Origin of the sequence: Deefgea tanakiae, assembly GCF_019665765.1 — a bacterium.
Taxonomy (GTDB): Bacteria; Pseudomonadota; Gammaproteobacteria; order Burkholderiales; family Chitinibacteraceae; genus Deefgea; species Deefgea tanakiae.
This window is the reverse complement of sequence record NZ_CP081150.1, coordinates 2,645,577-2,662,029: the sequence shown is the minus strand read 5'-3', so window position 1 is coordinate 2,662,029 and position 16,453 is coordinate 2,645,577. Positions and strand designations below refer to the sequence as shown.

Sequence of the window (16,453 nt, the reverse complement as noted above, 5' to 3'; positions counted from 1 at the left end):
TATGAGCGAAGCGAAACTCAAGCGTACGCTGACTGGTCGAGTAGTTAGCGCTAAGATGGACAAAACTGTAACTGTTTTGGTGGAGCGTTTGGTTAAGCATCCACTTTACGGTAAGATGGTTCGTCAATCTAAAAAGTATCATGCACATGACGAAACTAATCAGTACGCTGATGGTGACTTGGTTGTGATTGCAGAGTGCCGTCCATTGTCTAAAACTAAAAATTGGACAGTAACAGCGCTAGTAGAAAAAGCACGCGCTGCTTAATTTAATAAATTAAGCATTAGTGCTTGTGTGGGCATTCTGCTTTGTGTAGAATGCCCTCTTTCCTTGTGGGGCTCTACGAGTTCCACTGTTTTCCCTTCGGGATCCAAAACTAGCCGCTATTGGCTCGGTACATCCGGGCACCTGGTAAACCAGGCTAATTAAGCGGGTTAAGTTGGAGGTTTGTCTTAAATGATTCAAATGCAATCAAAGCTAGATGTTGCTGATAACACTGGTGCACGTTCTGTTATGTGCATTAAGGTTTTGGGTGGCTCTAAGCGTCGTTATGCGTCTGTTGGCGATATCATCAAGGTAAGCATTAAAGATGCTGCACCTCGTAGTCGTGTCAAAAAAGGCGATGTATACAATGCGGTTGTAGTTCGTACTGCTAAAGGTGTACGTCGTGCTGATGGCGCGCTTATCAAGTTTGATGGTAACGCTGCTGTTCTTCTTAATGCAAAACTTGAGCCGATCGGCACTCGTATCTTCGGGCCAGTTACGCGTGAATTGCGTACAGAGCGTTTTATGAAGATCGTGTCACTCGCGCCAGAAGTTCTTTAAGGGGTATCCAGCATGAACAAGATTCGCAAAGGCGATGAAGTAATCGTTCTCACTGGCAAAGATAAGGGTAAGCGCGGTACCGTACTTACTTCTATTCCAGCTGAAGGTCGTGTTGTGGTTGAGGGTGTTAATATCGTTAAAAAACATCAAAAACCAAATCCAATGCGCGGCGTTCAAGGTGGTATCGTTGAGCTGACTAAATCAGTTGACGTATCTAATGTAGCTATTTTCAATACTGCGACTGGCAAGGCTGATCGTGTTGGCTTCAAGACTCTTGAAGACGGCAAGAAAGTTCGTGTGTTCAAGTCTAGTGGCGAAGTAGTTGGCGGCTAAGGAGAATCGATATGGCTCGTTTTCAAGAGATTTATGAGAACCAGATTGTTCCGAAATTAGTCGAGCAATTCGGTTACAAATCTGTAATGCAAGTGCCACGCATCGAAAAAATCACCATTAACATGGGTGTCGGTGAAGCAGTTGCAGATAAAAAAGTAATGGATTTCGCCGTTGGCGATATGCAGAAGATTGCCGGTCAAAAACCAGTGGTTACTAAATCCAAAAAGTCTATTGCTGGCTTCAAGATTCGTGATAACTACCCAGTTGGCTGCAAAGTGACTCTGCGTCGTGAACGTATGTTTGAATTCCTTGATCGCCTAATCACAATCGCGCTTCCGCGTGTTCGTGACTTCCGTGGTGTTGGTGGCAAGTCCTTTGATGGACGTGGCAACTTTAACATGGGTGTGAAAGAGCAAATTATCTTCCCGGAAATTGAGTACGATAAGATTGATGCGCTTCGTGGTATGAATATCACGATCACAACTACGGCTAAAACTGACGATGAAGCACGTGCTCTGCTCGCTGCCTTCAAATTCCCGTTTAAGACTTGAGGCGATCATGGCAAAACTTGCACTGATTAAACGTGAGGCTAAGCGTGTTGCTACTGTTGCGAAATTCGCAGCAAAGCGCGCTCAGCTCTTGGTCGTTATTAACGATCAAAATGCGAGTGAGGAAGAACAATTCCAAGCTCGTTTGAAACTCCAGCAACTTCCACGTAACGCATCTCCAGTACGTTTGCGCAATCGCTGCGCATTGACTGGTCGTTCACGTGGGGTATACCGCAAATTCGGTCTCGGTCGCAGCAAGCTGCGTGAACTCGCCTTCAAAGGCGAAATCCCGGGTCTGGTCAAAGCTAGCTGGTAATAGGAGAGAAAACACATGGCAATGCATGATCCTATCGCCGATATGCTAACTCGTATCCGCAATGCACAACGTGCCGACAAAGCTGCTGTAGCTATGCCGTCTTCAAAACTGAAAGTAGCAATTGCTAAAGTTTTAGTTGAAGAAGGTTATGTCGAATCGTTTACCGTTGCTGGCGATGTTAAGCCGGTTTTGACGATTGAATTGAAATACTACGCAGGTCGCCCAGTTATTGAGCGTCTTGATCGTGTTTCTAAGCCAGGCCTGCGCGATTACCGCGGTGCTGGTGACATTCCAAATGTAATGAATGGTCTTGGTGTGGCGATTGTGTCTACATCCAAGGGTGTGATGACCGACCGCAAAGCGCGTGCCAATGGTGTTGGTGGCGAGCTTTTGTGCATCGTTGCTTGATGAGGTATCACAATGTCACGCGTAGCTAAAAGTCCGGTAACAATTCCGGCAGGCGTAGAAGTTAATATTGCCTCAGGTGAAATCGTGGTTAAGGGTCCTAAGGGTTCTTTAGCTCAGCCAATAGTTTCGGATGTAACTGTAAAGATCGAAGATGGCAACGTCGTTTTCGCAGCTAATGGCAATAGCAAATTTGCTCGTGCTATGTCTGGTACTTTACGTGCTCTGGTTAACAATATGGTTAACGGTGTATCTAAGGGTTTTGAGCGTAAATTGACACTCGTTGGTGTTGGTTATCGTGCTCAAGCTCAGGGCGAAGTATTGAACCTATCATTGGGTTTCTCTCATCCAGTTGTTCACGCAATTCCTGTAGGGATTACTTGCGAGACTCCAACTCAGACTGAGATCCTATTGAAAGGTGCCGATAAACAACTTATTGGTCAGGTTGCTGCAGAGATTCGTGCGTACCGTTCACCAGAGCCTTATAAAGGCAAGGGTGTTCGTTATTCTGATGAAGTTGTGGTTATCAAAGAAACCAAGAAGAAGTAATCGAGGCTGAATCATGGATAAGAATCAAAGTAGACTTCGTCGTGCACGTAAAACCCGTGCCAAGATTGCGGAGCTCAAGGTTGTGCGCTTGTCGGTCCATCGTACCAATAGCCACATGTACGCCCAAATTATTGATGCAACGGGCGGCAATGTTTTGGCTGCAGCTAATACTCTGGAAGCAGGGTTGCGCGCTGAAGTTAAAAATGGTGGCAGCGTTGCGGGTGCAACTGCTGTTGGTAAGTTGATTGCTGAACGTGCAAAAGCAGCTGGTATTGAAGCAGTTGCGTTTGACCGTTCCGGTTTCCAGTACCATGGCCGCGTTAAAGCGTTGGCTGATGCTGCTCGTGAAGCTGGCCTGGCCTTCTAATTGAGTTTGGAGTTGAATAATGGCTAAGAACGAAAGAGAAGAAGTCAAGGACGGTCTACTCGAGAAAATGGTTAGCGTTAATCGCGTAACCAAAGTTGTTAAGGGTGGTCGTATCCTCGGCTTTGCAGCACTTACTGTTGTTGGTGACGGTGATGGTAGTGTTGGTATGGGTAAAGGTAAATCTAAGGAAGTGCCTGTAGCTGTACAAAAAGCAATGGAAGAAGCTCGTCGTAAAATGGTAAAGGTAAGCTTGCGTAACGGTACTGTGCAACACACAGTATTCGGAAAGCACGGCGCTACTACTGTATTTATGCAGCCAGCTCCAGAAGGTACTGGTATTATTGCGGGTGGTCCAATGCGCGCAGTATTTGAAGTGATGGGTATTCATAACATTACTGCAAAATGCCATGGCTCAACTAATCCATACAATATCGTTCGTGCGACATTGGATGGTTTGGCTAAATTGCATACCCCATCTGATATTGCTGCTAAACGCGGCAAAACAGTTGAGGAAGTTCTTGGGGGTGTGCAATGAGCGACGTAAAAACAATTAAGGTGACTCTTGTTAAAAGCTTGATTGGTCGTCTTGAGGCTCATAAAGCATGTGCTCGTGGTTTGGGTTTGCGTCGTATGAACAGCTCTGCTGTTGTAATCGATACGCCTGCAAATCGTGGCATGGTTAATAAAATCAGCTACTTGCTAAAGGTGGAGGGTTAATATGCAACTCAATAACCTAACTCCTGGTGTAGGCGCAAAGCATGCTTCTAAGCGTGTTGGTCGCGGCATCGGTTCTGGTTTGGGCAAAACTTGTGGTCGTGGTCATAAGGGTCAAAAATCCCGTACTGGCGGTTTCCATAAAGTGGGTTTTGAAGGCGGTCAAATGCCTTTGCAGCGCCGTTTGCCTAAACGTGGTTTCGTATCTCTTGCTAAAGGCAAGAATGCAGAAATTACTCTGTCTGAATTAAATGCTTTGCCAATTGGTGAAGTAGACTTGCTAAGTCTTATTCAGGCTGGTTTGATTTCTCAGCATTCTTTGACTTGCAAAGTTGTATTGTCTGGCACAATTGAGCGCGCTGTAACTGTGAAAGGTTTGGGCGTGACTAAGGGTGCTAAGGCTGCAATCGAAGCTGCTGGTGGTTCAATTAGCGAGTAATGCTGTAAATCAATAGGATAGGGCAGAACGTGGCAAATCCCGCTTTGGCTGGCTCAGCAAATAAATTTGCTGATCTCAAGAAACGGATCTGGTTCGTCGTAGGTGCACTGATCGTATATCGTATCGGTGCACATATTCCAGTTCCGGGTATTAACTCTGCAGAACTGGCGAATTTGTTCCATTCGTCACAAACTGGCTTGTTGAACATGTTTAACATGTTCTCTGGTGGTGCCTTGGAGCGTTTCACCGTATTCGCTATTGGTATCATGCCATATATCTCGGCGTCGATTATTGTTCAACTCGCCGGCGAGGTACTGCCTTCCTTGAAGCAGCTGAAAAAAGAGGGTGAATCTGGTAAGCGTAAGCTTACTCAATACACCCGCTATTTCACTGTTCTTTTGGCTACGGCACAAAGTTTTGGTATTGCAATGATGTTGTTCCGTCAGCCTAATTTGGTTGTGATGGATCAGGGAATGTTTGTTGCTGTGACGATGATTTCCTTGGTTACAGGAACTATGTTTTTGATGTGGCTTGGTGAGCAGATTACTGAGCGCGGAATGGGTAATGGTATTTCCATTCTCATTTGTGCTGGTATTGCCGCTGGCGTTCCCTCTGCAATTGCAAAAACATTAACATTATCCACTCAGGGGTCTTTACCAATTTTGTTGGTATTGTTCTTGTTTGTTGGTGTTGTGCTTTTGACTGCTGCAGTTGTATTTGTTGAGCGTGGTCAACGTAAAGTTCCCATTCAATATGCAAAGCGTCAGGTTGGTAACCGCCTAATGCAGGCGCAAAGTTCATTTTTGCCATTAAAAGTAAACATGGCAGGTGTTATTCCGCCGATTTTTGCTTCTTCGATCATACTTTTTCCTGCTACGGTCTTGTCGTGGACAGGCAATAACGAAAAATTGACTTGGCTTAAATCGTTGGGTGACATGCTTCATCCAGGGCAGCCGCTGTATGTGTTGTTCTATGCTGCTGCTATTATCTTTTTCTGTTTTTTCTATACAGCTCTCGTATTTAGTCCAAGAGAAACTGCGGATAACCTTAAAAAGAGTGGCGCAATGGTTCCTGGGTATCGTCCTGGTGATCATACAGCCAAGTATGTAGAGAAAGTAATTTTACGGTTAACGTTGGTTGGTGCTTTATACATTACAATCATTTGCTTGATCCCAGAGTTTCTGATTTTGAAATGGAATGTGCCTTTCTATTTTGGCGGTACTTCACTGCTAATTATGGTTGTGGTCACAATGGATTTCATGGCTCAGCTGCAATCTTATGTGCTTTCGCATCAGTATGAAGGCTTGTTAAAGAAAGCAAACTTTAAGGGTTAAGATGGTTCTTTGTATAAGCCCTGTCTAACAAACCTTTGTAATATTCCCAGTTTGATTGTTTCTTACTGGGAATGTTGCATAAATCGGACGTGCGGTTCTTGTTTTACTTCCCAGAAAGTATTGGATGCTATATTATTCAGTCCCTCTTGGATTGCATGGTTGCAGTTTTTGTGATCATAAAACAAGTTCTGTATTGTATTCCAGCCTTTGGGTTGGGATTTTATTTTTGATCGTAAAGGATAGACCATGAGAGTTCAGGCATCGGTCAAGAAAATCTGCCGTAATTGCAAAATTATCCGTCGCAACCGAGTTGTGCGTGTAATTTGTACAGACCCACGGCACAAGCAGCGCCAAGGTTGATTCTTAGAATCAATTTTTGGAGTTAGTATCCACGACTTTTTAACCTGGGGTAAGAAGTATGGCCCGTATTGCTGGGGTTAATATTCCCAATCATCAGCATGCTGTGATCGGCCTTCAGGCTATTTTTGGTATCGGCCAAACTCGCGCTAAAGCGATTTGTGCTTCTACTGGAATTGAGCCTAGTAAGAAGGTAAAAGATCTCAGTGATGTTGAACTCGAAAAACTGCGTGACGAAGTAGGCAAGTTCACTATTGAAGGTGATCTACGTCGTGAAGTAACCATGAATATCAAGCGTCTTATGGACCTTGGTTGCTACCGTGGTTTACGTCATCGTAAAGGCTTACCTTGTCGCGGTCAGCGTACAAAAACCAATGCACGTACTCGTAAGGGTCCGCGCAAGGCTATCGCTGGCAAGAAGTAACTAAGGACATAAATTATGGCTAAAGCAAACACAGCTCGTGTACGTAAGAAAGTCAAGAAGAGCGTATCTGAAGGTATCGTGCACGTTCACGCTTCTTTCAACAATACGATCATTACCATCACTGATCGCCAAGGCAATGCTTTATCTTGGGCTACCTCGGGCGGTGCTGGTTTCAAGGGCTCTCGTAAAAGTACACCTTTTGCTGCACAGGTTGCCGCAGAAGCTGCTGGTAAAGTTGCCCAAGAATATGGTGTTAAGAACCTCGAAGTTCGTATCAAGGGTCCGGGCCCAGGTCGCGAATCTGCAGTGCGTGCATTGAACGCGCTTGGTTTCAAGATCACCAGTATCTCGGATGTGACGCCTGTTCCACACAACGGCTGCCGTCCGTCGAAGAAGCGTCGTATCTAAATCTGGAGTAAGAAATGGCTCGTTATATTGGACCTAAGTGCAAACTCGCACGCCGCGAAGGAACGGATCTGTTCTTGAAGAGCGCGCGTCGTTCGCTCGATAGCAAATGCAAGCTGGAACAAGCCCCAGGCCAGCATGGCGCGAAGAAAAATACGCGTCAGTCGGACTACGGCGTACACCTGCGCGAAAAGCAAAAGATCCGTCGTATTTACGGCGTTTTAGAACGTCAATTCCGTGGCTACTTCCATGAAGCCGCTCGTCGTAAGGGTTCAACTGGTGAAAACCTGCTGAAACTTCTTGAGAGCCGCTTGGATAACGTTGTTTATCGCATGGGCTACGGTTCTACTCGTTCTGAATCTCGTCAACTAGTTTCCCATAAAGCTATCACTGTTAATGGCAAGCCTGTAAACATTCCTTCTTTCCAAGTGAAAGCGGGTGATGTGGTTGCTGTACGTGAAAAGTCTAAGAAACAAGTACGTATCCAAGAGGCATTGTCTCTTGCTGAAGGTATTGGTTTCCCAAACTGGGTACAGGTTGATTCTAAGAAAATGGAAGGCGTATTTAAAAGTATGCCAGAGCGTTCTGACCTTTCTAGCGATATTAATGAATCGCTGGTGGTTGAATTCTATTCCAAGTAATAACCTGACCCGCTAAGGCAAGGGATACTGACTTATGCAAATCAACGCAAACGACTTGCTCAAACCGCGCATCATCGACGTACAAGCTGTTGCATCTGCACATGCTAAAGTTGTGATGGAGCCTTTTGAGCGTGGTTATGGCCATACGCTCGGTAATGCATTACGCCGGATTCTACTTTCTTCAATGCCGGGTTATGCCCCGACAGAAGTAAAAATTGAAGGTGTAGTGCATGAATACTCCGCGCTTGATGGTGTACAGGAAGACGTTGTTGACATCCTGCTAAACCTTAAAGGCGTTGTGCTCAAGCTGCATGGTCGGGACTCTGTTACTCTCACTCTCTCAAAAGAGGGTGAGGGTATTGTTACGGCGTCCGACATTCAGCTTCCGCACGATGTTGAAGTGATCAATCCAGACCATGTGATTGCTCATCTTTCTGCTGGTGGTAAGCTCAACATGGAAGTTACAGTTGAAAAAGGGCGTGGTTATCAACCTGCCCCTGCTCGATTGAACAAAGAAGAAGGACGTACCATTGGTACTGTTATGCTGGATGCATCGTTCAGCCCAATTCTTCGTGTTAGCTACCAGGTAGAAAGCGCTCGTGTCGAACAGCGTACCGATCTTGACCGTTTGATTATTGACATTGAAACTAATGGCGTAATCGAACCGGATGAGGCAGTTCGCCAAGCCGCACGGATGTTAATTGACCAACTTGGCGTTTTTGCTGATTTGGAAGGTACGCCAGAAGTAACTGTTGCAGAACCAACAATCACAATTGATCCTATCTTGCTTCGGCCTGTGGATGATCTTGAGTTGACTGTACGTTCGGCAAATTGCCTTAAAGCGGAAAACATCTATTACATTGGCGATCTGATTCAACGTACAGAGACTGAGTTGTTAAAAGCTCCGAACCTGGGTCGTAAATCGCTGAATGAGATCAAAGAAGTGCTTGCTTCGAAGGGGCTTAGCCTTGGCATGCGCCTCGAAAACTGGCCTCCGGCTGGCTTAGATAAGCCTTGAAGTAGGCACTAGCAAAGGAACTGACAAATGCGTCACCGTCTTTCTAATCGTAAACTTAATCGCACGACAAGTCATCGTCTTGCGATGCTTCGTAACTTGGCTAATTCGTTACTTAAGCACGAAGTTATTAAAACGACTTTACCAAAGGCAAAAGAGTTGCGCCGAGTAGCAGAGCCGTTGATCACATTGGGTAAAAAACCTTGTTTGGCTAATCGCCGCTTGGCTTTTGACCGTACTCGTGATCGTGATGTTGTTGTTAAATTATTTGAAGTGTTAGGCCCACGTTACGCAACACGTAACGGTGGTTACCTGCGCGTTCTTAAGTGCGGTTTCCGTCAAGGTGACAATGCTCCGATGGCATTTGTTGAACTTGTTGATCGCCCTGAAGAAGCTGAAGCTTTAGATTCAGCCGAATAATTAATAAGCAATTAATCATTAAAAAGGCCAACTTATGTTGGCCTTTTTTATATTTAAGAGATTAGTCTTGCTGCTGTCGGCTGAACTCCAAACCAATCCCAATGTTTAGCGGTGTATATGGCTGTGCTAACTACTAGTCGATGTGCTTCATCTTCATCAATCTTTAAAAAATCAGCCGTATTGCTTAGATCTTTAAGATAAAAATTGGTATAAATTGACCATTCAGTGTGCCGTGCTATTGAGGTTGCAAGTTTTACTAATTTAACACGTGGCTCATCTGCACAGTCTTCGTTTGCAAGGTGTGTTAAGATTTTGGGGAGATTCCAAAGTGAGCAAAGTCTTTGTTGTAATTCATTAAAGTTACAACCTAATGTCTCATTTTGTATGTCCTTGCTTCTTAATTCCCGATTGTTACTTAATTTTTCTTTCATATTTATCATGAGCTCAGGCACAATTTGCCATAATAAAATCTCGGCTGTTTCGTGCAAGAGTGCAGCTGTTACTATCTCATTTGGGTCAAGATCTCTTCTGTATTTTCCCATTGAGTCTGCTAATTGCGAAGCAAAGTAAGCTCGATAGCAAGTTTTGTGGCAGTCTTCAATTGCAGCCGCATTTTGGCCTATGGTGTCTTCTATGTGCTGAGTTCCACCAAAAGAGTTAAAAAAACCTTTAATCCCAATCATTAAAAGTACTTTTTCAATTGTTGTGATATCAGTTGTTTGATTAAAGCTCCTTTTTTTCTCTTGATGCTTTAGCAATTTTAAGCTCAGCAGTGGGTCGTGCCGAATTAGTATTGATAAGTCTCTAAGATCAATGTTGTCGATATTTTGCTGGTGCTTAATGATTTGATCGTGGGTGTGCTTGAGTATAGGAATCTCAAGATTGCTAAGTAAAGATAGCCAAGACTCAATATTATTTGGGTATTTTTTTATCATGATGCGATTTCTTCTAAGAAAGAGACATAGATGGCTAGCTACGTAATAGGTGATATCCAAGGCTGTTTTGATGAATTCATGGGCTTGATATCCTTGATTGAGTTTAACCCAATTCTGGATAAAGTCTATCTAGTAGGGGATCTCGTAAATAGAGGGCCTCGCTCTCTGGATGTTTTGCGTTATGTGTATGCGAATCGCGAATCATTTAAGATGGTGCTCGGGAATCACGATTTGCACTTGCTGGCGTGTTGGGCTGGAACTTCTAAACCTAAATCTCTAGATACGTTTAATGATGTACTGCATGGCGCAGAGGCTAATGAATTAATGTCTTGGCTGCGCAAGCAGCCGCTCGTTTTGGAGCTTCCTGAGTGCCTAATTGTTCACGCAGGTATTAATCCGAGTTTAAGTTGGCATAATAATCTTGAGTTGGCTATGTTTTGCAGTGAAAAACTAGCCGCCGACGATTTCTATTTTTGGTTGTCAAACATGTATGGAAGTTCGCCTACGAAATGGGCTGACGGAATGGAAGAGGTTGCACGATTCAGGTTCGGGATTAATACTTTTACGCGAATGCGGATGCTTGACGGTTGTGATCTTGATATGAAATTTAAAGGTACAATTGAGAGTGCGCCGGATAATTTGCGGCCTTGGTTTAATCAATTAGTTAACTTACCAAAACCGGTGATGTTTGGTCATTGGTCTGCTTTAGGCTTAGTTGTAAATGAAAAAGTGGTTGCCTTAGATACAGGTTGCATATGGGGTGGGCAATTGACTGCTATTTGCTTAGATAGTGGTTGTTTGTTTCAATATCCTGCATTAGTCGGGGCGAGAGGCGGAGATGAATAAGATTCTTGCTTGTGATTGGTCTTTCATTCATAGCCTCGCTTGAGGCGATATAGGTAAATGCGCAGTAATATTAGTATTCAGCTGATTCTTGTTTCTCTAGTGTTGGTAGTGGCTCTGTGGTGCTATTGCCGATGCGGTATGTTTCGTCTGCCCAAGCACCTAAGTCAATTGCTTTGCAACGTTCAGAGCAAAAAGGTCGATATTGGTTTGTATTGCTATAGATCGTGTTACCTCTACAAATTGGGCACGAAACTTTGATTTGTGATTTCATTTATAAATTGCAGTAAGCTAGTGTGAATTGAATATCAGAATCAACAACTTTAGCTCTATCGCCGCTTGTGCTCGGTACGATAAATCGGATATTTATTGCGTAGCGGTTTGCTGATAATTCAGGCACTGCAGGTAAGTCATCATTCAAGCTTACTTTCAGTAGTTGCACAGTTTTTCCGCCAGACATTTGCTGGAAAGAGCCACCCTTGGCGATGAAGTGATTTGATTTGGCCGAATCTCTGAGGAGCTTCAAAACTATGTCTAAACCGTGCTTAATTGGCAGTAGCGGGCTCAGCCAACGATCAAGGTCTATCTTTCTTCGTTCCGCCGATTGTGTACGCCAGTAGTGATAAGATGGTAGGTCGAATTCGCAAACACCGCCAGGAATCGAAATTCTTTGTTTGATCGCCATGAGCCATTCATTTTCTCTTAGGTATTGGCCCAGCTTGCCCGTCATTGCGAGTAATCTAGTGTGTGTCGACTCAATTTCAGTAAGTACCCGTTCAAGTGCATCTTCAGAAATATGAGGGTTGTTTCTTAGGGCAATTAATGTTTGGCGTTGTCGTTCGAGTTCTTGCAGTAAGTCAGATTTTAAATCTGCCCTACTTGCGACTTCCATGATTTCAAAAATGCCAAGCAGCGCCATGTGATGATCAATGGGTTGATCTCGAGATGCAAATGAAATGGTACGTACGTAAAGATCTTCCAGTCTCAATAGAGTCCGAATTTTCTCATTGATCGGGAATTCGTAGCTAATCACAATTTTATGGCCTTAGAAAGTTTTGCAATTCTGCAGCAAACAATGAGTTTTGAAAACCCATGCATAGTATATTTAAGTTTTTTCTAATAGAAACTTATGCAATTGCGACACTTTATCTGCAATGTTTTCCAGGCCATCTTCATTACTGATGACTAGGTCGGCAAGACTGTTTCTTTGACTTCTGCTCATTTGAGCATCAATTATCTTACGTACTTGCGTTTCACTTAAACTACTTCGATGCATAACTCTAGTAATTTGTTCATTTTCGTTGCAATCAATCGCAATGCTAAATTGGGTAATTTCATGAAATGATTTATGTTCAAACAGCAAGGGTACGGCAATTATGCAATACGCGCAGCTGCTCTCTAGTTGCTTAATGTGTAGTTTTAACGCTTGTAAAATCAACGGATGGAAGATGGCTTCAAGTTGTTTTTTTTTTACATCATCATTGAAAATCGCACTACGTATCCATTCTCGATTTAATGTCCCATCTGCTCGTAATGATTGCTCACCAAATAGGTTTTTAACTGCAGTATTTGCTGTTGAATATGGTTGTGATAAATCGTGAGCGATGATGTCGGCGTCAATAATTGGGACGCCCAAAAGTGAAAAAGCGGCACAGAAACTGCTTTTTCCAGACCCAATGCCGCCAGTTAATCCAACGACTAGCAAATTAACTAATTCCGTATAATGCAAGCGACAGGTCTTTGCCCCAAATTAAAGCAAGTAAGCCTGCTACGCCTAAGTAGGGACCAAAAGGCATCGGCTTATTCCAGCCTCTTTTTTTTCCTAAGACCATGACAATTCCGATCACTGCACCGGCAAATGACGACAATAGAATAATCATTGGGATCATGCTCCAGCCAAACCAAGCACCTAGAGCAGCTAATAGTTTGAAGTCACCGTAGCCCATGCCTTCTTTGCTAGTTGCAAGCTTGAATACCCAGTATACGCTCCAGAGCGATATGTAGCCTGCTATTGCACCATATACTGCATTGTCTAGTGTGGTGAAGGTATTAAAACTGTTGAAGATTAGCCCGACCCAAATGAGTGGCAGAGTCATGCTGTCGGGTAGTAAATAAGTGTCAGCATCAATCATGATTAGTGCGATTAAAAACCACACTAGTATCAAGCCACCTGCTAAGGCATATGAATATCCAAAATGTAAGGCTAGACCAGCAGATAAAAAAGCGGTAATGAGTTCAATGATAGGGTAGCGAATGCTGATCTTAGCTTTGCACTTACGACACTTTCCCCGTAAAGCAATCCAACTGATCACGGGTATGTTCTCAAGCGCAGAAATGGTATGCCCGCACTTGGGGCAGGCCGATCGGGGAGTGCATAAGTTATATTTTGTTTTAGTTACTTGGATCGATGTTCTTGTTTCAAAGTATGCAGCACACTCTGATTTGAAATCGTTCTCAAGCATGATGGGTAGTCTGTGTATGACTACATTCAGAAAACTGCCAACAGTTAAACCGATTAACCCAATAAAGTAGCAGAGCCATATTGGGTCATAAAGTAATGTAACAAAATTATCCACCAACTGCAGCACCCATTTTGAAAATTGGTAAATACATTGCAACAACTAATCCGCCAATAAGTGTTCCTAATACCACCATGATGATTGGCTCCATCAAGCTTGATAGAGCCTCAACCGCATTATCTACTTCTTCTTCGTAATAATCGGCAACTTTACTGAGCATGGCATCTAATGAACCAGATTCTTCACCGATCGATGTCATTTGCATAACCATGTTTGGAAAGACATTTGCATTTTGCATGGCAACAGTCAGGCTAGTCCCTGTGCTAACTTCAGATTGTATTTTTTTTGTTGCTATTTTGTAAATGTAATTACCTGCAGCCCCACCGACAGATTCTAGTGATTCAACGAGGGGAACACCTGCGGCAAACATGGTAGACAGCGTTCTAGTCCATCTGGCAATAGTTGCATTTTTTACAATATCACCAAGCACTGGTAGTTTTAGCACCAATCGATCCATAAATATTTGCATTGCTTCAGAGCGTTTCCACGCATTCATGAAGAGCCAGAAACCACCAAAAATACCACCAAAAATCAAATACCAGTAACTTGTAAAGAAGTCTGAAATCATGATGACAACTTGAGTTGGCATTGGTAGGTCAGCGCCAAAGCTTGAGAATAAATCTTTAAATGCGGGGATTACGAAAATCATAATCACAGCAGTTATCACAAAAGCTGCAACAATAATTGCCGTTGGGTAGAACATAGCTGATTTGATTTTCTTTTTGACACCAAGTATTTTTTCTTTGTATGTGGCTAGCCTAGCTAGTAGCGCATCAAGAATACCGGCTTGCTCACCGGCTTGTACAAGGTTGCAATAGAGTGCATCAAATTGGAGTGGGTGTTTTCTAAAAGCTTGTGTTAATGAAGAGCCTGTCTCGATATCGTTTTTTATTTCATTTAGCAATTTAGTCACGGAGGGGTTCGAGTGCCCTTTGGCGACTATATCAAATGAGGTTAGTAGTGGAACTCCTGACTTCAGCATTGTTGCAAGTTGTCGTGTAAACATTGCAATATCTTGTTCGGTGATTTTGCTGCCGCCGCGCATGCGAATTTTTTTTACGCTGGCAACGTTAACGCCTTGGCGTCTTAAGGTATTTTTGACGACAGCTTCACCACTAGCGCGCATTTCACCACTGACGGCTTTTCCTGTTCGATCTTTCCCTTTCCAGTGAAAAGTAAATTCTTTCACAGCTGTGCTGGCTGCTTTTTTTATGGTTGCCATATTGTGGCCCTCTATTCGTTAGTCACGGCCATGATTTCTTCAAGTGAAGTTAGGCCTTGTTTTACTTTTCTTAGTCCTGCTTCGCGCAGTGATAGTACACCCTCTCTGCGCGCCTGATCGGCAATGTCAATTGCATTCCCGTTACTCATGATGATGCGATTGAGGTCGTCCGTAATCGGCATGACTTGGTAAATGCCTACACGGCCTTTGTAGCCTGTGTCTTTACAGATCTCGCAGCCTTTAGGCCCATAAGCTTTCCAGCTGCCATCAAGATCGCTCTGCTCGAAGCCTGCGCTCAAGAGCGCGGCTTCAGGTATATCTACAGGCTGTTTACAGCTGCATAGTCGACGCGCGAGGCGCTGTGCGGTGATTAAAATGACGGACGAGGCAATATTAAAGGGCTGTATGCCCATATTGAGCATACGCGTCAATGTGGTTGGCGCGTCATTGGTATGTAGGGTCGAAAACACCATGTGGCCGGTCTGTGCGGCTTTAATGGCAATGTCGGCCGTTTCTAGGTCGCGAATCTCACCCACCATAATGATGTCTGGATCTTGCCGCAAAAATGCTTTAAGCGCGGCAGAGAAAGTTAGGCCTGCCTTGTCGTTTACATTGACTTGATTAATGCCAGGCAAATTAATCTCGCAGGGGTCTTCTGCGGTTGAGATGTTGATATCAGGTTTGTTGAGCAAATTTAAGCATGTATAAAGTGAGACAGTCTTACCTGAGCCAGTGGGTCCTGTTACCAATACCATGCCATAGGGGCGCTGAATTGCTTCAAGAATAATTGCTTTTTGATCTGGATCGTAGCCTAGGGCATCAATACCTAGTGTTGCGGAAGATGGATCTAAAATCCGCATTACAATTTTTTCGCCGTGCATCGTAGGCAGTGTTGATACCCGAAAGTCAATCGCGCGACTTTTAGATAAAACAAGCTTCATACGGCCGTCTTGTGGGATGCGTTTTTCTGAAATATCTAACTTTGAAATGACTTTAATGCGCGAAGAGATTTTTTCTTTGATTGCTAGCGGTGGTGTTGCTACTTCGCGTAGTACGCCGTCAACTCGGTAGCGGATTCGGAAAAATTTTTCGTAGGGTTCAAAGTGGATGTCGGATGCACCTTGATTGATCGCATCCATTAACATTTTTTGTAGGTATTTAACGACGGGTGCATCATCAATCTCGAGATTGGCGGCATTGTCTTGTACTGGTTGGTCATCACCGCCCGCCATTTCTAGCTCGGCTTCATCGATGGCCATGTCTTTGAGGGTTGCCCCACTGGCTTCGATCATTTTACCAAGTAAAACGGCGAGCTTTGGGTCTTCAACGATAATGGGTTCGACTTGGGCGTTAGTTTGGAAGCGGACGTTTTCCACCGCAGCCATATTGGTGATGTCTGAAATGCCAATAAAAAGTTTGGTACCGCGCTTATAGAGCGGAACTAAGCGTTGCGTTTGCATCGCTTTGGCGTCAAGAATGCCTTGCGGAATATAGCTTGGATCAACCCGATCCAGATCCAGTAGCGGATAACCAAATGTTTTGGACGAGAAATCTGCAACGTCGCGCGCGGACATTTTCTTGCTTTGAATTAGCTGTTCAATAAATGATATTTTGTTACTGGCAGCGGTAGTTTGTAAAGCTTCGGCATCGGCTTCGATTAGGCGTCCGTGTTGCACTAGGAGTCGTGCAAGCCCAGAAATATGAGGTGCGGTCATAAGCGCGAGATAACTCCAAAGCTTTTATTGTTTGAAATGAACGTTGCCACAAATATAGTGTGCTTTATC

The 16,453-nt window shown here is 44.0% G+C and carries 26 protein-coding genes; 19 read left to right on the top strand and 7 right to left on the bottom strand.

The window, feature by feature from the left end:
* Position 1: 1 nt before the first annotated feature.
* The 18 genes from rpsQ to rplQ all read left to right on the top strand — a co-directional run bounded on the left by rpsQ (position 2) and on the right by rplQ (position 9,090).
* Complete coding sequence (gene rpsQ / locus K4H28_RS12380) at positions 2-265, top strand: 30S ribosomal protein S17 (protein WP_221005475.1); 264 nt, start codon at positions 2-4, stop codon at positions 263-265.
* A 189-nt stretch (positions 266-454) separates the two neighbouring features.
* Positions 455-823 carry a 50S ribosomal protein L14 gene (rplN, locus tag K4H28_RS12375; RefSeq protein ID WP_027469934.1) on the top strand — a complete coding sequence of 123 codons (369 nt, stop codon included), beginning with the start codon at positions 455-457 and terminating at the stop codon, positions 821-823.
* A 12-nt stretch (positions 824-835) separates the two neighbouring features.
* On the top strand, positions 836-1,156 hold the full coding sequence (gene rplX / locus K4H28_RS12370) for a 50S ribosomal protein L24 (RefSeq protein WP_027469935.1): 321 nt from the start codon (positions 836-838) through the stop codon (positions 1,154-1,156).
* A gap of 11 nt (positions 1,157-1,167) precedes the next feature.
* On the top strand, positions 1,168-1,707 hold the full coding sequence (gene rplE / locus K4H28_RS12365) for a 50S ribosomal protein L5 (protein WP_027469936.1): 540 nt from the start codon (positions 1,168-1,170) through the stop codon (positions 1,705-1,707).
* A gap of 7 nt (positions 1,708-1,714) precedes the next feature.
* The gene (gene rpsN / locus K4H28_RS12360; protein ID WP_221005474.1) at positions 1,715-2,020 is read left to right on the top strand and encodes a 30S ribosomal protein S14; all 306 of its coding nucleotides are present in this window, start codon (positions 1,715-1,717) and stop codon (positions 2,018-2,020) included.
* 15 nt (positions 2,021-2,035) lie between these two features.
* On the top strand, positions 2,036-2,428 hold the full coding sequence (gene rpsH / locus K4H28_RS12355) for a 30S ribosomal protein S8 (protein WP_173532437.1): 393 nt from the start codon (positions 2,036-2,038) through the stop codon (positions 2,426-2,428).
* Between the two features lie 12 nt (positions 2,429-2,440).
* Positions 2,441-2,974 carry a 50S ribosomal protein L6 gene (rplF, locus tag K4H28_RS12350; RefSeq protein WP_221005473.1) on the top strand — a complete coding sequence of 178 codons (534 nt, stop codon included), beginning with the start codon at positions 2,441-2,443 and terminating at the stop codon, positions 2,972-2,974.
* A 13-nt stretch (positions 2,975-2,987) separates the two neighbouring features.
* The gene (gene rplR, locus K4H28_RS12345) at positions 2,988-3,341 is read left to right on the top strand and encodes a 50S ribosomal protein L18 (protein WP_221005472.1); all 354 of its coding nucleotides are present in this window, start codon (positions 2,988-2,990) and stop codon (positions 3,339-3,341) included.
* A 19-nt stretch (positions 3,342-3,360) separates the two neighbouring features.
* Positions 3,361-3,876 (top strand): 30S ribosomal protein S5, encoded by a 516-nt coding sequence (gene rpsE / locus K4H28_RS12340; RefSeq protein ID WP_221005471.1) that lies wholly within the window; start codon positions 3,361-3,363, stop codon positions 3,874-3,876.
* Positions 3,873-4,058: a 50S ribosomal protein L30 gene (gene rpmD / locus K4H28_RS12335; protein ID WP_221005470.1), complete on the top strand. Its 186-nt coding sequence runs from the start codon at positions 3,873-3,875 to the stop codon at positions 4,056-4,058. Before rpsE ends, rpmD begins: the two co-directional genes overlap by 4 nt.
* A 1-nt stretch (position 4,059) precedes the next feature.
* Positions 4,060-4,494, top strand: coding sequence for a 50S ribosomal protein L15 (gene rplO / locus K4H28_RS12330; RefSeq protein ID WP_221005469.1), 435 nt, complete (start codon positions 4,060-4,062; stop codon positions 4,492-4,494).
* A gap of 29 nt (positions 4,495-4,523) precedes the next feature.
* Positions 4,524-5,828, top strand: a complete 1,305-nt coding sequence (secY, locus tag K4H28_RS12325; RefSeq protein ID WP_221005468.1) for a preprotein translocase subunit SecY — start codon at positions 4,524-4,526, stop codon at positions 5,826-5,828.
* Between the two features lie 246 nt (positions 5,829-6,074).
* Positions 6,075-6,188 carry a 50S ribosomal protein L36 gene (gene rpmJ, locus K4H28_RS12320; RefSeq protein ID WP_018748524.1) on the top strand — a complete coding sequence of 38 codons (114 nt, stop codon included), beginning with the start codon at positions 6,075-6,077 and terminating at the stop codon, positions 6,186-6,188.
* Between the two features lie 58 nt (positions 6,189-6,246).
* Positions 6,247-6,609 carry a 30S ribosomal protein S13 gene (rpsM, locus tag K4H28_RS12315; RefSeq protein ID WP_221005467.1) on the top strand — a complete coding sequence of 121 codons (363 nt, stop codon included), beginning with the start codon at positions 6,247-6,249 and terminating at the stop codon, positions 6,607-6,609.
* Between the two features lie 15 nt (positions 6,610-6,624).
* Positions 6,625-7,017 (top strand): 30S ribosomal protein S11, encoded by a 393-nt coding sequence (gene rpsK, locus K4H28_RS12310; protein ID WP_203571185.1) that lies wholly within the window; start codon positions 6,625-6,627, stop codon positions 7,015-7,017.
* 14 nt (positions 7,018-7,031) lie between these two features.
* Positions 7,032-7,655, top strand: coding sequence for a 30S ribosomal protein S4 (gene rpsD / locus K4H28_RS12305; protein ID WP_203571186.1), 624 nt, complete (start codon positions 7,032-7,034; stop codon positions 7,653-7,655).
* A 34-nt stretch (positions 7,656-7,689) separates the two neighbouring features.
* Positions 7,690-8,673 carry a DNA-directed RNA polymerase subunit alpha gene (locus tag K4H28_RS12300; RefSeq protein ID WP_221005466.1) on the top strand — a complete coding sequence of 328 codons (984 nt, stop codon included), beginning with the start codon at positions 7,690-7,692 and terminating at the stop codon, positions 8,671-8,673.
* A 27-nt stretch (positions 8,674-8,700) separates the two neighbouring features.
* Positions 8,701-9,090 carry a 50S ribosomal protein L17 gene (rplQ, locus tag K4H28_RS12295; RefSeq protein WP_221005465.1) on the top strand — a complete coding sequence of 130 codons (390 nt, stop codon included), beginning with the start codon at positions 8,701-8,703 and terminating at the stop codon, positions 9,088-9,090.
* Between the two features lie 53 nt (positions 9,091-9,143).
* Here rplQ and K4H28_RS12290 read toward each other — a convergent pair whose 3' ends face one another.
* On the bottom strand, positions 9,144-10,025 hold the full coding sequence (locus K4H28_RS12290; protein ID WP_221005464.1) for an HDOD domain-containing protein: 882 nt from the start codon (positions 10,023-10,025) through the stop codon (positions 9,144-9,146).
* Positions 10,026-10,055: 30 nt separating this feature from the next.
* Here K4H28_RS12290 and K4H28_RS12285 point away from each other — a divergent pair, with 30 nt between their 5' ends.
* On the top strand, positions 10,056-10,871 hold the full coding sequence (locus tag K4H28_RS12285) for a symmetrical bis(5'-nucleosyl)-tetraphosphatase (RefSeq protein ID WP_221005463.1): 816 nt from the start codon (positions 10,056-10,058) through the stop codon (positions 10,869-10,871).
* A 70-nt stretch (positions 10,872-10,941) separates the two neighbouring features.
* Here K4H28_RS12285 and K4H28_RS12280 read toward each other — a convergent pair whose 3' ends face one another.
* From K4H28_RS12280 to pilB, 6 genes are all read right to left on the bottom strand, one after another.
* Positions 10,942-11,142 carry a DNA gyrase inhibitor YacG gene (locus tag K4H28_RS12280; RefSeq protein WP_221005462.1) on the bottom strand — a complete coding sequence of 67 codons (201 nt, stop codon included), beginning with the start codon at positions 11,140-11,142 and terminating at the stop codon, positions 10,942-10,944.
* Positions 11,143-11,901 carry a cell division protein ZapD gene (gene zapD / locus K4H28_RS12275; protein WP_221005461.1) on the bottom strand — a complete coding sequence of 253 codons (759 nt, stop codon included), beginning with the start codon at positions 11,899-11,901 and terminating at the stop codon, positions 11,143-11,145.
* Between the two features lie 72 nt (positions 11,902-11,973).
* Positions 11,974-12,573 (bottom strand): dephospho-CoA kinase, encoded by a 600-nt coding sequence (coaE, locus tag K4H28_RS12270; protein ID WP_221005460.1) that lies wholly within the window; start codon positions 12,571-12,573, stop codon positions 11,974-11,976.
* 1 nt (position 12,574) lies between these two features.
* On the bottom strand, positions 12,575-13,444 hold the full coding sequence (locus K4H28_RS12265) for a prepilin peptidase (RefSeq protein ID WP_221005459.1): 870 nt from the start codon (positions 13,442-13,444) through the stop codon (positions 12,575-12,577).
* Complete coding sequence (locus tag K4H28_RS12260; protein WP_221005458.1) at positions 13,437-14,669, bottom strand: type II secretion system F family protein; 1,233 nt, start codon at positions 14,667-14,669, stop codon at positions 13,437-13,439. Before K4H28_RS12260 ends, K4H28_RS12265 begins: the two co-directional genes overlap by 8 nt.
* A gap of 11 nt (positions 14,670-14,680) precedes the next feature.
* Positions 14,681-16,384 carry a type IV-A pilus assembly ATPase PilB gene (gene pilB, locus K4H28_RS12255; protein WP_221005457.1) on the bottom strand — a complete coding sequence of 568 codons (1,704 nt, stop codon included), beginning with the start codon at positions 16,382-16,384 and terminating at the stop codon, positions 14,681-14,683.
* Positions 16,385-16,453 lie beyond the last annotated feature (69 nt).

Coding starts and splice junctions, on each gene's coding strand:
- rpsQ (WP_221005475.1), top strand. CDS start 2: ATGAGCGAAGCGAAACTCAAGCGTACGCTGACTGGTCGAGTAGTTAGC.
- rplN (WP_027469934.1), top strand. CDS start 455: ATGATTCAAATGCAATCAAAGCTAGATGTTGCTGATAACACTGGTGCA.
- rplX (WP_027469935.1), top strand. CDS start 836: ATGAACAAGATTCGCAAAGGCGATGAAGTAATCGTTCTCACTGGCAAA.
- rplE (WP_027469936.1), top strand. CDS start 1,168: ATGGCTCGTTTTCAAGAGATTTATGAGAACCAGATTGTTCCGAAATTA.
- rpsN (WP_221005474.1), top strand. CDS start 1,715: ATGGCAAAACTTGCACTGATTAAACGTGAGGCTAAGCGTGTTGCTACT.
- rpsH (WP_173532437.1), top strand. CDS start 2,036: ATGGCAATGCATGATCCTATCGCCGATATGCTAACTCGTATCCGCAAT.
- rplF (WP_221005473.1), top strand. CDS start 2,441: ATGTCACGCGTAGCTAAAAGTCCGGTAACAATTCCGGCAGGCGTAGAA.
- rplR (WP_221005472.1), top strand. CDS start 2,988: ATGGATAAGAATCAAAGTAGACTTCGTCGTGCACGTAAAACCCGTGCC.
- rpsE (WP_221005471.1), top strand. CDS start 3,361: ATGGCTAAGAACGAAAGAGAAGAAGTCAAGGACGGTCTACTCGAGAAA.
- rpmD (WP_221005470.1), top strand. CDS start 3,873: ATGAGCGACGTAAAAACAATTAAGGTGACTCTTGTTAAAAGCTTGATT.
- rplO (WP_221005469.1), top strand. CDS start 4,060: ATGCAACTCAATAACCTAACTCCTGGTGTAGGCGCAAAGCATGCTTCT.
- rpmJ (WP_018748524.1), top strand. CDS start 6,075: ATGAGAGTTCAGGCATCGGTCAAGAAAATCTGCCGTAATTGCAAAATT.
- rpsM (WP_221005467.1), top strand. CDS start 6,247: ATGGCCCGTATTGCTGGGGTTAATATTCCCAATCATCAGCATGCTGTG.
- rpsK (WP_203571185.1), top strand. CDS start 6,625: ATGGCTAAAGCAAACACAGCTCGTGTACGTAAGAAAGTCAAGAAGAGC.
- rpsD (WP_203571186.1), top strand. CDS start 7,032: ATGGCTCGTTATATTGGACCTAAGTGCAAACTCGCACGCCGCGAAGGA.
- K4H28_RS12300 (WP_221005466.1), top strand. CDS start 7,690: ATGCAAATCAACGCAAACGACTTGCTCAAACCGCGCATCATCGACGTA.
- rplQ (WP_221005465.1), top strand. CDS start 8,701: ATGCGTCACCGTCTTTCTAATCGTAAACTTAATCGCACGACAAGTCAT.
- K4H28_RS12290 (WP_221005464.1), bottom strand. CDS start 10,025: ATGATAAAAAAATACCCAAATAATATTGAGTCTTGGCTATCTTTACTT.
- K4H28_RS12285 (WP_221005463.1), top strand. CDS start 10,056: ATGGCTAGCTACGTAATAGGTGATATCCAAGGCTGTTTTGATGAATTC.
- K4H28_RS12280 (WP_221005462.1), bottom strand. CDS start 11,142: ATGAAATCACAAATCAAAGTTTCGTGCCCAATTTGTAGAGGTAACACG.
- K4H28_RS12260 (WP_221005458.1), bottom strand. CDS start 14,669: ATGGCAACCATAAAAAAAGCAGCCAGCACAGCTGTGAAAGAATTTACT.
- pilB (WP_221005457.1), bottom strand. CDS start 16,384: ATGACCGCACCTCATATTTCTGGGCTTGCACGACTCCTAGTGCAACAC.